The organism is Microbacterium sp. NPDC089188, from assembly GCF_040685155.1.
GTDB lineage: Bacteria > Actinomycetota > Actinomycetes > Actinomycetales > Microbacteriaceae > Microbacterium > Microbacterium galbum.
Map to the genome: position 1 here is coordinate 125,005 of NZ_JBFBHH010000004.1, position 13,439 is coordinate 138,443.

At 69.0% G+C, this 13,439-nt stretch carries 7 protein-coding genes and 1 tRNA gene; 1 reads left to right on the plus strand and 7 read right to left on the minus strand.

The genetic code is table 11. From position 1 onward, the window contains the following. Positions 1–15 precede the first annotated feature (15 nt). Entirely contained in the window at positions 16–1,692 is a 1,677-nt protein-coding gene (locus AB0N80_RS13685; protein ID WP_363579005.1) for a DUF885 domain-containing protein, read from the minus strand. Between the two features lie 80 nt (positions 1,693–1,772). Beyond that, positions 1,773–4,409 carry a DNA polymerase I gene (polA, locus tag AB0N80_RS13690; RefSeq protein WP_363579006.1) on the minus strand — a complete coding sequence of 879 codons (2,637 nt, stop codon included), beginning with the start codon at positions 4,407–4,409 and terminating at the stop codon, positions 1,773–1,775. Between the two features lie 83 nt (positions 4,410–4,492). Here polA and AB0N80_RS13695 point away from each other — a divergent pair, with 83 nt between their 5' ends. Continuing rightward, complete coding sequence (locus tag AB0N80_RS13695; RefSeq protein ID WP_363579007.1) at positions 4,493–4,927, plus strand: hotdog fold thioesterase; 435 nt, start codon at positions 4,493–4,495, stop codon at positions 4,925–4,927. Between the two features lie 100 nt (positions 4,928–5,027). Here AB0N80_RS13695 and AB0N80_RS13700 read toward each other — a convergent pair whose 3' ends face one another. The 5 genes from AB0N80_RS13700 to gltB all read right to left on the minus strand — a co-directional run bounded on the left by AB0N80_RS13700 (position 5,028) and on the right by gltB (position 13,403). After that, positions 5,028–5,648 (minus strand): response regulator, encoded by a 621-nt coding sequence (locus AB0N80_RS13700; protein WP_076675473.1) that lies wholly within the window; start codon positions 5,646–5,648, stop codon positions 5,028–5,030. 59 nt (positions 5,649–5,707) lie between these two features. Next, positions 5,708–5,788 (minus strand) — tRNA-Leu (locus AB0N80_RS13705). A 77-nt stretch (positions 5,789–5,865) separates the two neighbouring features. Beyond that, entirely contained in the window at positions 5,866–7,311 is a 1,446-nt protein-coding gene (gene pyk, locus AB0N80_RS13710; RefSeq protein ID WP_315995782.1) for a pyruvate kinase, read from the minus strand. 55 nt (positions 7,312–7,366) lie between these two features. Beyond that, a complete protein-coding gene (locus AB0N80_RS13715) occupies positions 7,367–8,833 on the minus strand; it encodes a glutamate synthase subunit beta (RefSeq protein WP_363579008.1) in 1,467 nt (488 codons plus the stop codon). Then, positions 8,826–13,403, minus strand: a complete 4,578-nt coding sequence (gltB, locus tag AB0N80_RS13720) for a glutamate synthase large subunit (RefSeq protein WP_363579009.1) — start codon at positions 13,401–13,403, stop codon at positions 8,826–8,828. Before gltB ends, AB0N80_RS13715 begins: the two co-directional genes overlap by 8 nt. Between the last annotated feature and the right edge of the window lie 36 nt (positions 13,404–13,439).

Here is a 13,439-nt window from a genome sequence, read left to right on the forward strand (position 1 = left end):
GCACCCCCAGGGGAATCAGACGGATGCCAGAGCTGTGCGCAGCGTGTCGAGACCGACGCCGCCGATGTCGAGGGCCCGGGTGTGGAACTGCTTCATCGAGAAGTCCGCCCCGCGGCGCTCCCGCTCCTCCTCGCGCACCTGCTCCCAGATACGCTGGCCGACCTTGTACGACGGTGCCTGCCCCGGCCACCCGAGGTATCGGTTCACCTCGAAGCGCACGAACTCCTCGCTCATGTTGACGTTCTTCAGCATGAAGGCGAGGGCGTAGTCGTGATCCCAGGTGCCGTTGCCGTCGAGGCGCGGCTTCTGCAGGTGCACGCCGATGTCGAGCACCACGCGCGCCGCGCGCATGCGCTGCCCGTCGAGCATGCCGAGACGGTCGGCGGGGTCGTCGAGGTAGCCGAGCTGCTCCATCAGACGCTCGGCGTAGAGGGCCCAGCCCTCCGCGTGCCCGCTGGTGCCGGCCAGCAGGCGGCGCCACGAGTTGAGTTCCGCGCGGTTGTACACGGCCTGAGCGATCTGCAGGTGGTGGCCCGGCACGCCCTCGTGGTAAACGGTCGTGAGTTCGCGCCACGTGTCGAACGTGTCGACGCCCTCCGGCACCGACCACCACATGCGACCCGGTCGGGAGAAGTCGTCGGTCGGACCGGTGTAGTAGATGCCGCCCTCGTTCGTGGGCGCGATCATGCACTCCAGGCGACGGATGGGCTCGGCGATGTCGAAGTGCGTGCGACCCAGCTCCTCGACGGCTTTGTCGCTGGTGCGCTGCATCCACTCCTGCAGGGCCTGCGTTCCGCGGAGCTTGCGCGACTCGTCCTTCTCGAGGAAAGCCACGGCTTCCTCGACGCTCGCGCCGGGCAGGATCTCGTTCGCGATGGCCTCCTGCTCGGCGACCATGCGCGCGAGCTCTTCGACGCCCCACTCGTACGTCTCGTCGAGGTCGATCTCGGCCCCGAGGAAGCGGCGCGAGTGCAGCGCGTACATCTCGCGGCCGACGGCGTCGACGTCGCCCGCCACCGGGGCGAGCTCCCCCGCGAGGAATGTCGCGAGCGCGTCGTAGGCCACGCGTGCGGCGTTGGCGTTGGCGGACAGGTCGCGGGCGAGGGATGCCGGCAGCTGGCCCTCCTCGGGAGCGGCATCACCGACGAACTCGGCGAAGAACCCCGTGTCGGACGTGTAGCGGGCGATCTGCGTCACGACCTCGGTCACCTGACGGCGGGCCGGAACGACGCCCTCGGCGATTCCGCGACGGAGCGTCGCGACATACCCGTCGATCGCAGCCGGGAGCGCCTTCATGCGCTCCGAGATGATCGACCAGTCGTCCACTGTGGCGGTGGGCATGAGGTCGAACGTCGAGCGGATGTCCTGCGCCGGCGAGGCGATGACGTTGAGGTCGCGCAGATGCGTCTTCGCCTCGTGCTGCTCGATCGTCAGGTCGAGCTCGCGACCCAGGTCCATCTTCGTGACCGTGTCGATCGCGTCGACGGGCTCGGCGGTCTCGAGCGCGCTCCGCGTCGCGCGCGCATCGGACACGAGGGCCTCGGCACCCTCGGGGCTGTAGTCGCCGAAGCGGCCGTTGTGCTCGAACCGGCCGATGTAGGTCGCCAGCGTCGGCTCGCGCTCGGCCAGGGTGTCCACCCACGCGTCCGCGATCGTGTCGATCGGCGTGGGGCTGCGGTGTGCGTCAGTCATCCTCCGAGCCTAGGGAAGGCTCAGCGATGGCGCACCCCGCCCCCGCCGGTGGAGGCGTCGGGGAGGAGGGGTGGCCGGGATCAGTGGCCCGCTTCGTCCCAGTCGCCGCCGCGACCGATCTGCACGTCGAGGGGCACCGACAGGTCGGCCGCGTCGGCCATGCGCGCGCGCACGATGCCCTCCACGGCATCCCACTCCCCCGCCGCGACCTCGACGACGAGTTCGTCGTGGATCTGCAGCAGCACGCGAGAACGCAGTCCCGCGGATGCCAACTCGTCGCGGATGCGGAACAGCGCGACTTTCATGATGTCGGCGGCACTGCCCTGGATGGGGGCGTTCAGCGCCGCGCGCTCCGCGTTCTCGCGCAGGACCCGGTTCATGCTGGTCAGATCGGGGAACGGCCGGCGTCGACCGAAGATCGTCTCGGTGTAGCCGTCTTGACGGGCCTGCTCGACCGAGCCCCGCAGGTAGTCGCGCACCGCACCGAAGCGGGCGAAGTACTCGAGCATGAGCTTCTTGGCCTCGGACTGTTCGATGCGCAGCTGCTTCGACAGGCCGAAAGCCGACAGTCCGTAGACGAGGCCGTACGACATCGCCTTCACCTTCGTGCGCATCGCGGGCGTGACGTCCTGCGGATCGACACCGAAGACGCGCGCGCCGACGAACCGGTGCAGGTCTTCGCCGGAGTTGAACGCCTCGATCAGACCGGGGTCGCCGGAGAGGTGCGCCATGATCCGCATCTCGATCTGGGAGTAGTCGGCGGTCAGCAGCGTCTCGTAGCCCTCGCCGACCTCGAACGCGGCGCGGATGCGACGGCTCTCCTCGGTGCGGATCGGGATGTTCTGCAGGTTCGGGTCGGTGCTCGACAGGCGGCCGGTCTGGCTGCCGGTCTGCACGTACGTCGTGTGGATGCGTCCGTCGGCGCCGGTCGCGGTGTCGAGGGCGTCGATGATCTGCTTGAGCTTCGTCGCCTCGCGGTGGCGCAGCAGCAGGTCGAGGAACGGGTGCGGGGCGCTCTCCTGCAGGTCGGCGAGGGCAGCGGCATCCGTCGTGTAGCCGCTCTTCGTCTTGCGCGTCTTGGGCAGCTGAAGCTCGTCGAAGAGCACCTCCTGCAGCTGCTTGGGCGAGCCGAGGTTCACCTCGTGCCCGATCGCCGCGTAGGCGTCGCGCGCGAGGGCGTCGGCGCGCGCACCGAGCTCGGCCGAGAACCCGGACAGCTTCTCGTGCGACACGGCCACCCCGGCCAGCTCCATGTCGGCCAACGCCGTGAGGGTGGGCAGCTCGATGTCGTCGAGCACCGAGGCGACCTTCTCGGGTAGCGTCGCGCGCTGCGCCTCGGCGACGCGGCGGGTGAACCACGACAGCTGGCCGGGAGTCGCGCCCTCCGTCTCGGGGACGAGCTGGGTGGGATCGGCGACCGGCAGCTTCTCGTCGAGCTCGCGCTCCACGAGGTCGGCGAGCGACTTGTCGGGGAAGCTCGGGCGAACGAGCCATCCGGCCAGCAGCACGTCGAATGCCACGCCGCCCACCCTGACTCCCTCGCGGGCGAGGGCTTTGATCTGGGGTTTGGCATCGCAGAACACCTTGGGGGCGTCGGATGCCAGCCACGGCGCCAGCGCGTCGCGGACGGCCGGACTCCATTCGGCCTCGACGGCCGCGTCAGCAGACGCGAGACCGATCGCCGTGGGCACGGAACCGGAGAGGCTGAGGGTGACCCCCACCTCGCCGTGCGCGTCGGTCGCCCACGCCGCGAGGGCCGCGGGGTCGAGGCGCTGCGGCGCGGGAGCGGTCGCGGTCGGGCGGACCTCTTCGACGACGCCGCCCTCGGCGCCCAGCGCGTCGAAGACGCGCGGCAGCAGCGTGCGGAACTCCAAGCGGGCGAAGATGTCGCGGACGGCCTGCGCATCGAGCGGCTGGACGGCGAGGTCGTTCGGGCCGACCGGGAGCTCGACATCGCGCAGCAGGCGGTTCAGCGCGCGGTTGCGCTTGACGGCGTCGAGGTGCTCACGCAGGTTGTTGCCGACGACGCCGGTGATCTTGTCGGCGTTGTCGAGGAGGGCCTCGAGCGACCCCCACTGTGTCAGCCACTTGACGGCGGTCTTCTCGCCCACCTTCGGCACGCCGGGCAGGTTGTCGCTCGTCTCGCCGACGAGGGCGGCGATCTCGGGATACTGAGCCGGCGGCAGCCCGTACTTCTCGATCACCGCGTCGGTGTCGTAGCGCTTGAGCTGCGAGACGCCCTGCACGTTGGGGTAGAGAAGCGTGACGTCGTCGGTCACGAGCTGGATGGTGTCGCGATCACCCGAACAGACCAGAACCGTGAAGCCCTGCTCCTCCCCCTGCGTGGCGAGGGTCGCCAGGATGTCGTCGGCTTCGAAGTCTTCTTTCTTCAAGACCGGAACACCCATCGCGGCCAGGCACTCCTGCAGGAGCGGGATCTGCCCCTTGAACTCGGCCGGCGACTCGCTGCGGTTGGCTTTGTACTCCGTGTATTCGCGCGTGCGGAACGATTGCCGCGACGTGTCGAAGGCGACGGCGAGGTGCGTGGGCTTCTCGGCCTTCACGAGGTTCACGAACATCGACAGGAAGCCGTAGATGCCGTTGGTGTGCTGGCCGTCCTTCGTCGAGAAATTGTCGACCGGCAGCGCGTAGAACGCGCGGTAGGCCAGCGAGTGGCCGTCGACGACGAGGAGAGTAGGCTTTTCGGCATCCGTCACTCTCCCAGCGTAACGAGAACCACGGACACTCCCCCGGCTCGGCCCGATTCGCGGCCGTCCCGCCCGGTACGACGAAGGCGACGATGAGCAGCTCCACGACTCCCGACACCCGCAGTGGCCTCGACTGGGCGCGCGAGCGCGGCATGGGGGCCCTCGCCGCGAAGATGGGCATCGAGTGGGTCGAGTTCTCGGTCGAGCGCAGCGTCGCGACGATGCCCGTCGAGGGCAACACCCAGCCGGTGGGTCTCCTGCACGGCGGCGCCTACGTCGTCCTCGGCGAGTCGCTCGGGTCGATGGCGGCCAATATGTACGCCGGATCCGGCAAGCTCGCGGTCGGCATCGACATCAACGCCACGCACACGCGTTCGGCCACCTCGGGCATCGTCACGGGGGTCTGCACCCCGATCCATCTCGGTCGCTCGCTGACGGTCCACGAGATCGCCGTGAGCGACGAACAGGGCCGGCGCTGCTCGACCATCCGCATCACGAACATGATCAAGGACGCCCCGCAGCCCTGACCCGGATTCGCGCGGGAGGACCCGGAGCCTGTCGAAGGGTCCGGGCCCAACGAGAAATGGATGCCACGCACGTGGCATCCATTCTCGAAAGGCGCTGCGGTCAGCCCTTCTTGGGCGCCAGCTGCTCGATGATCGCCTTGGCGACGTCCTGCATGGTGAGGCGGCGGTCCATGGACGCCTTCTGGATCCAGCGGAAGGCCTCGGGCTCGCTCAGGCCCATCTTCTCGTTCAGCAGACCCTTCGCGCGGTCGACGAGCTTGCGGGTCTCGAAACGCTCGACCATGTCGGCGACCTCGGCCTCGAGCGTGATGATCTGCTCGTACCGGGCCAGGGCGATCTCGATCGCCGGCAGCAGGTCGTTCGGCGTGAAGGGCTTGACCACGTAGGCCAGGGCGCCGGCCTCGCTGGCGCGCTCGACGAGCTCCTTCTGGCTGAACGCCGTCAGCAGCACGACGGGGGCGATGTGGTTCTTGCTCAGCTTCTCGGCGGCGCTGATGCCGTCGAGCTGCGGCATCTTGACGTCCATGATCACGAGATCGGGACGCAGCTCGGTGGCCAGCTGCACGGCGGTCTCGCCGTCACCTGCCTCGCCGACGACATCGAAGCCGTTGTCGCGGAGGATCTCGACGATGTCGAGGCGGATCAGCGACTCGTCTTCCGCGACGACGACGCGACGCGGTGCGGTCGGCGCAGTGGCCGGGGCGGCTTCTTGATCAGTCACGAGACCATCCTAGAACGTGGATTCGCGCACCCACGGGAGACCGCGGATGCGATAGGGCGTACCGGTGGTGGGACTCGAACCCACACGTCTTTCGACAGAGCATTTTGAGTGCCCCGCGTCTGCCATTCCGCCACACCGGCAGGTGTTGCGTTCCCAATGTACCGGGCGGGAACGCAACACGACGCGCGCCGGGGTCTCCGGCGCGCGTCGTGAGGGCTCAGACTTCCTGGTACCCGGGGGCCGCGCCGTGCACGGCGTCGCCCACGCGGTGCACGCGCAGGTCGTTCGTCGAACCGGCGATTCCGGGAGGGGAACCGGAGATGACGACGACCTTGTCGCCGACCTTGGCCAGGTCGTGCGTGAGCAGGTAGTCGTCGACCTGCAGGAACATCTTGTCGGTGTGCGACACGTGCTCCACCAGGGTCGAGCGAACGCCCCAGGTCAGCGCGAGACGACGGCGGATGCCGGGCTCCGGCGTGAACGCGATCATCGGGATGGTCGAGCGCAGGCGCGACATCCGGCGGGCGGAATCGCCCGACTCGGTGAAGACGCACAGGTACTTCGCCTCGACGAAGTCCGCGACCTCGACGGCGGCGAGGGTGATGGCGCCACCCTGCGTGCGGGGCTTGTTGGTCAGAGGCGCGATGCGCTCGAGACCGTGCTCCTCGGTCGACTCCACGATCCGGGCCATCGTCTCGACGACCACCACGGGGTAGGCGCCCACGCTGGTCTCGCCGGACAGCATGACCGCGTCGGCACCGTCGAGCACGGCGTTGGCGACGTCGGACGTCTCGGCGCGCGTGGGGACGGGGTTGGTGATCATCGACTCGAGCATCTGCGTCGCGACGATGACGGGCTTGGCCATGCGGCGGGCGAGCTCGACGGCGCGCTTCTGCACGATCGGCACGGCCTCGAGCGGAAGCTCGACGCCCAGGTCGCCGCGGGCGACCATGATGCCGTCGAACGCGTCGATGATCTCTTCGAGGTTGTCGACTGCCTGCGGCTTCTCGATCTTGGCGATGACGGGCACGTAGCGTCCCTCTTCGGCCATGATCTCGTGCACGCGCTCAATGTCCTTGGCATCCCGCACGAACGAGAGGGCGATGAGGTCGGCACCGGCGTTGAGGCCCCAGCGCAGGTCGGACTCGTCCTTCTCGCTCAGCGCGGGGACGTTCACGGCCACGCCGGGCAGGTTGATGCCCTTGTTGTTCGACACGGGACCGCCGACGATGACCTTGGTGGTCACGACGGTGCCGTCGGTCTCGACGACCTCCACGCGCACCTTGCCGTCGTCGATGAGGAGGAAGTCTCCCGGGCGGACGTCCTGGGGCAGGCCCTTGAAGGTCGTGCCGACGATCTCCTTGGTGCCGAGGATGTCTTCGATCGTGATCTTGAAGATGTCGCCGGGCAGCAGGTCGTGCGGACCGTTCTCGAACTTGCCGAGACGGATCTTCGGGCCCTGGAGGTCGACGAGAGCGGCGACCGGGCGACCGGCGTCCTCTGCGGCCTTGCGCACGTTGGCGAAGTTGGCGTCGTGCACGGAGTAGTCTCCGTGGCTCAGGTTGAGTCGGGCGACGTCCACCCCGGCGTCGATGATGGCGCGAACCATCTCATACGACGACGTGGCGGGCCCGAGTGTTGCGACGATCTTGGCGCGTCTCATCCGTTTTCAAGCTCCGTGAGGATTTTCGGGAAGTGGCCGATCGGCCCTTGCCAGCTTAGGCGGGCAGGAGGCCGATGGCGACATCGGTCGGGCGCACCGGCGCGGGGAGCACCGTTTCGCCCATGAGGAAGGTGTCGACCTCGGCGGCGGCCGCGCGGCCCTCCGCGATGGCCCACACGATGAGCGACTGTCCGCGCCCCGCGTCGCCGGCGACGAACACGCCCGGCGTCGTCGTGGCGTAGGTCGCGTCGCGCTCGACGTTGCCGCGGTTCGTGAACTGCGTGCCGAGCTGGCTCTCCAGGTGCTCCCGCTCCGGGCCGGTGAAGCCCATCGCGATCAGCACGAGGTCGGCGGGGATCTCGCGTTCGGTGCCGCTCTTGGGCACGCGACGGCCGTCGACGTACTCGGTCTCGGCCACGCGCAGCGCGCGCACCTCTCCCGCGGCATTGCCGAGGAACTCCACGGTCGAGGCGAGGAACGTGCGCTCCCCGCCCTCCTCGTGAGCGGATGCCATCTCGAACAGGTTCGGCATCATCGGCCAGGGCTGCTCGGACGGACGCTCGGAGGGCGGCTGCTTGCCGATCGCGAGGTTCGTCACGCTCAGCGCGCCCTGGCGGTGGGCCGTACCGATGCAGTCGGCGCCGGTGTCGCCACCGCCGATGACCACCACGTGCTTGCCGGCGGCGCTGATCTGCTGCGGGATCTGGTCACCCGCGACGGCCTTGTTGCCCTCGATGAGGTATTCCATGGCGTAGTGCACGCCGTCGAGGTCGCGACCCGGGATGGCGAGGTCGCGCGGCACGGTCGAACCGGTGGCCACCACGACGGCGTCGTAGCGCGCGCGCAGGTCGCTCCACGAGATGTCCGTGCCGATCTTGACGCCCGCGCGGAAGCGGGTGCCCTCGGCCTGCATCTGGCGCAGGCGCAGCTCGAGGTGGCGCTTCTCCATCTTGAAATCGGGGATGCCGTAGCGCAGCAGACCGCCGATGCGGTCGTCGCGCTCGAAGACGGCGACGGTGTGCCCGGCGCGGGTCAGCTGCTGCGCGGCCGCGAGACCCGCGGGCCCGGAGCCGACGACCGCCACGGTCTTACCCGTCAGACGCTCCGGCGGCTCGGGCTCGACCCAGCCGTTGCCGAACGCCTCGTCGATGATCGAGACCTCGACCTGCTTGATCGTCACGGCCGGCTGGTTGATGCCGAGCACGCACGAGCTCTCGCAGGGCGCGGGGCACAGGCGCCCCGTGAACTCCGGGAAGTTGTTGGTCGCGTGCAGGCGCTCGATCGCCGCGCGGCCCTCGCCGCGCCACGTGAGGTCGTTCCACTCGGGGATCAGATTTCCGAGCGGGCACCCCTTGTGGCAGAACGGGATACCGCAGTCCATGCAGCGGCCGGCCTGGCGCTTGATGACGGCCGAATCACCCGGCTCGTACACCTCTTTCCAGTCCATGATGCGCACGGGCACCGGTCGACGCTTCGGGAGCTCGCGCTCCGTGGTCTTGAGAAAGCCCTTCGGGTCAGCCACCCGTCACCTCCAGAATGCGCGTCCAGACGACGTCGCCGTCGGGGTCCAGCCCCTCGGCCACCGCCTCCTGGCGGGTCTGCAGCACAGCGGCGTAGTCGCGCGGCAGCACCCGGACGAAGTTGTCCACCTCGGCCTCGAAGTCGTCGAGCAGACGACGGGCCAGCGTGGAATCGGTCTCCGCGACGTGCTTCTCGAGCAGGTCGCGGAGGATCTCGGCATCCCCCGATCCGAGGGCGCCGAGGACGAGCTCACCGGATGCCATGGCCTCGCGGTTCACCTTGTCGCGGTCGAGCTCGTAGACGTAGGCCTGTCCGCCCGACATGCCGGCGCCGAGGTTGCGGCCGGTGGCGCCGAGGATGACGGCGAGTCCGCCGGTCATGTACTCGAGCGCGTGGTCGCCCACACCCTCGACGACCGCCGTGGCTCCGGAGTTGCGCACGAGGAAGCGCTCGCCCACCACACCGTTGAGGAACATCTGTCCCTGCGTGGCGCCGTAGCCGATGACGTTTCCGGCGATGACGTTCTCGCTCGCGGCGAAGGACGACCCGCGCGGCGGGCGCACCACGATCGTTCCGCCAGAGAGCCCCTTGCCCACGTAGTCGTTCGAGTCGCCCTCGAGACGCAGCGTGATGCCGGCGGGCATGAACGCGCCGAACGACTGCCCGGCCGAACCGGTCAGGCGCACGTCGATCGAGTTCTCCGGCAGACCGTGCTCGCCCCGCGCCTTGGTGACGTGGTGGCCCAGCATGGTCCCCACCGCACGGGCGGTGTTGCGGATGGGCAGGTCGATCGTGAGCTGGCCTCCGTGCGCGATGACGTCCTGCGCGCGCTCGATGAGCTGCACGTCGAAGTGGTCGTCGAGCTCGTGGTCCTGGTTGCGGGCGTGACGGCGCGGCTCGTCGTCGGCGAAGCGCGGTCCCTCGAGGATCGGCGCGAGGTTGAGACCGCGCGCCTTCCAGTGCTGGATCGCCTCGTTCGCATCGAGCAGCTCGGACCGGCCGACGATCTCGTCGATCGAGCGGTAGCCGAGGGCGGCGAGGTACTCGCGCACCTCCTGCGCGATGAACTCCATGAAGTTCACGATGTACTCGGCCTTGCCGGTGAAGCGCTGGCGCAGGACCGGGTTCTGCGTCGCGACGCCCACGGGGCAGGTGTCGAGGTGGCACACGCGCATCATGATGCAGCCCGAGACGACCAGGGGTGCGGTCGCGAAGCCGAACTCCTCGGCGCCGAGCAGGGCGCCGATGATGACGTCGCGGCCGGTCTTCATCTGTCCGTCGACCTGCACGACGACGCGGTCGCGCATGCCGTTGAGCATGAGCGTCTGCTGCGTCTCGGCCAGGCCCAGCTCCCACGGGGTGCCCGCGTGCTTGAGCGAGTTCATCGGGCTCGCGCCCGTGCCGCCATCCTGACCCGAGACCAGGATGACATCGCTCAGCGCCTTCGCGACGCCCGCCGCGACCGCGCCGATGCCCGACTGGCTGACGAGCTTCGTGTGGATGCGGGCCGAGGGGTTGGCGCGCTTGAGGTCGAAGATGAGCTGCTTGAGGTCTTCGATCGAGTAGATGTCGTGGTGCGGCGGCGGCGAGATGAGACCCACTCCCGCGGTCGCGTGACGCGTGCGCGCCACCCACGGGTACACCTTCGTCGGCGGCAACTGACCGCCCTCGCCGGGCTTGGCGCCCTGGGCGAGCTTGATCTGGATGTCGTCGGCCTCGGTCAGGTACAGGCTCGTCACACCGAAGCGACCGGATGCCACCTGCTTGATGGCGCTGCGGCGCTCGGGGTCGAGAAGACGGTCGACGTCCTCTCCGCCCTCACCGGTGTTCGACTTGCCGCCGATGCGGTTCATCGCGACCGCGAGGACCTCGTGCGCCTCTTTCGAGATGGAGCCGTAGCTCATGGCGCCGGTGGAGAAGCGCTTGACGATCGCGGAGACGGGCTCGACCTCGTCGATCGGCACGGCGGGCCGCTGACCGGTGCGCAGGCCGAAGAGTCCGCGCAGGGTCTTCAGCTCGTGCGCCTGGTCGTCGATGAGCTGCGTGTACTCGCGGAAGATGTCGTACCGGCGCTCGCGGGTCGCGTGCTGCAGGCGGAACACCGTGTCGGGGTTGAACAGGTGCGGGGCGCCGTCGCGACGCCACTGGTACTCGCCACCGGTCCACAGGCGCTCGTGCGCGCGCGCCGCGGCATCCTGGGGGTAGGCGTACTCGTGACGCGCGGCGTTCTCGGCCGCGATGACGTCGAGGCCGACGCCGCCGAGCTTGGTCTCGGTTCCGGTGAAGTACGCGTCGATGAACTCCCGGGAGAGGCCGACGGCTTCGAACACCTGAGCGCCCGCGTACGACGACACGGTCGAGATGCCCATCTTCGACATGATCTTCAGCACGCCCTTGCCGAGCGCGTAGATCAGGTTCTTCACGGGCTTCTCGGGCGTCACACCGGTGATGAAGCCGGCGCGGACGAGGTATTCGACCGTCTCCATCGCCAGATACGGGTTGACCGCCGAAGCGCCGTAGCCGATGAGGGTGGCGACGTGGTGCACCTCGCGCACGTCACCGGCCTCGACCACGAGGCCCACCTTCATGCGCGTCTCCTTGCGGATGAGGTGGTGGTGCACGGCGGCCAGCATGAGCAGCGACGGGATCGGCGCGAGGTCCTTGTTGCTGTCGCGGTCGCTGAGCACGATGAACTCGGCGCCGTCCTCGATGGCCTGGTCGACCTCGGTGCACATCTGCGTGAGGCGCTTCTGGAGCCCCTTGTGCCCCGCTTCGACGCGGTACAGGCCGCGGATCGTCACCGAGGAGCGCCCGGCCAGGGCGGTGTCGATGTGCTGGATCTTGGCGAGCTCGTCGTTGTCGATGACGGGGAAGTCGAGCGTCACCGTGCGGGTGTGGTCCGGGCCCCAGTCGAGGAGGTTGCGCTCGGGGCCGAGACCCAGCGACAGCGAAGTGACGACCTCCTCGCGGATCGAGTCGAGAGGCGGGTTGGTGACCTGCGCGAACTGCTGCGAGAAGTAGTCGAACAGAAGGCGCGGACGATCGCTCAGCACCGCGACGGGCGCGTCGCTGCCCATCGCACCGAGCGGCTCGGTGCCGCCCTGGCCCATGGGGGTCAGCAGGATGCGCACCTCCTCCTCGGTGTAGCCGAAGGTGCGCTGGCGACGGGTGATCGAGGCGATGGGGTGCACGATGTGCTCGCGCTCGGGAAGCTCGCTGAGCTTGACGCGCCCCTTGTCGACCCACTCGCCCCACGGCTGGAGCGCCGCGAGGTCGGCCTTGATCTCCTCGTCCTCGACGATGCGGCGCTGGGCCGTGTCGACGAGGAACATGCGTCCGGGCTGCAGACGACCGCGGCGCTTGATGCGCTCGGGCGCGAAGTCGAGCACACCGGTCTCGGAGCCGATCACGACGAGGCCGTCGGTGGTCTCGGTCCACCGGCCCGGGCGCAGACCGTTGCGGTCGAGCGTGGCGCCGACGAGCGTGCCGTCGGTGAAGATGAGCGCGGCCGGTCCGTCCCACGGCTCCATCTGCATGGAGTGGTAGTCGTAGAAGGCGCGCAGATCGGGGTCGATCGTGGCCTGCTTCTCGTAGGCCTCGGGCACCATCATCATGATCGCGTGCGGCAGGCTGCGACCGGTGAGGGTCAGCAGCTCCAGCACCTCGTCGAAGGATGCCGAGTCACTGGCGCCCTCGGTGCAGATGGGCAGCAGCGGGCGCACGTCGCCGATCAGCTCGGACTCGAGCTGCGACTGGCGGGCGCGCATCCAGTTGCGGTTGCCCTTGACGGTGTTGATCTCGCCGTTGTGCGCGAGCATGCGCAGCGGCTGCGCGAGCGGCCACGACGGGAAGGTGTTGGTCGAGTAGCGCGAGTGCACCACGGCCAGCTCGGACGCGAATCGCTCGTCCTGCAGGTCGGGGTAGAACGGCTCGAGCTGCAGCGTCGTGACCATGCCCTTGTAGCCCAACGTGCGGCTGGAGAGCGAGACGAAGTACGCCTCGAGCTCGTGGCGCGCGCGCTTGCGGAGCCGGTAGACGCGGCGGTCGAGCGCGATACCCGCCAGGGCGGGCTGGTCGCCGACGGCGGGGCGCGACACGAAGAGCTGCTCGAACGCGGGGCGTGCCTCGTACGCGAGCTTGCCGAGGTTCTCGGGCTCGACGGGCACCTCGCGCCAGCCGAGCACCTCGAGGTTCTCGTGGCGGGCGATCTCTTCGATCCCGGCCTTCATCGCGACGCGCTCGTCGTGCCCGAGGGGCAGGAACACCATGCCGGCGGCGTACTCCCCCACCGGCGGCAGGTCGAAGTCGACCACGGCGCGCAGGAATGCGTCGGGCATCTGCGTCAGGATGCCGGCACCGTCACCGGTGCCCGCGTCGGAGCCGATGGCGCCGCGGTGCTCGAGGTTGCGCAGCGCCGTCAGCGCCAGGTCGATGATGTCGTGACCGGCTTCGCCGCGGAGAGTGGCGACCATGGCGAGGCCACAGGCGTCTTTCTCGAACGACGGGTCGTACATTCCCTGTCGGGCGGGGAATGCTCCTCCGACGGTGTCGGAGCGCAGGCTGGAAGCCATATCAACCGTCCTCACGTTGATGCTTCGAATGGGACG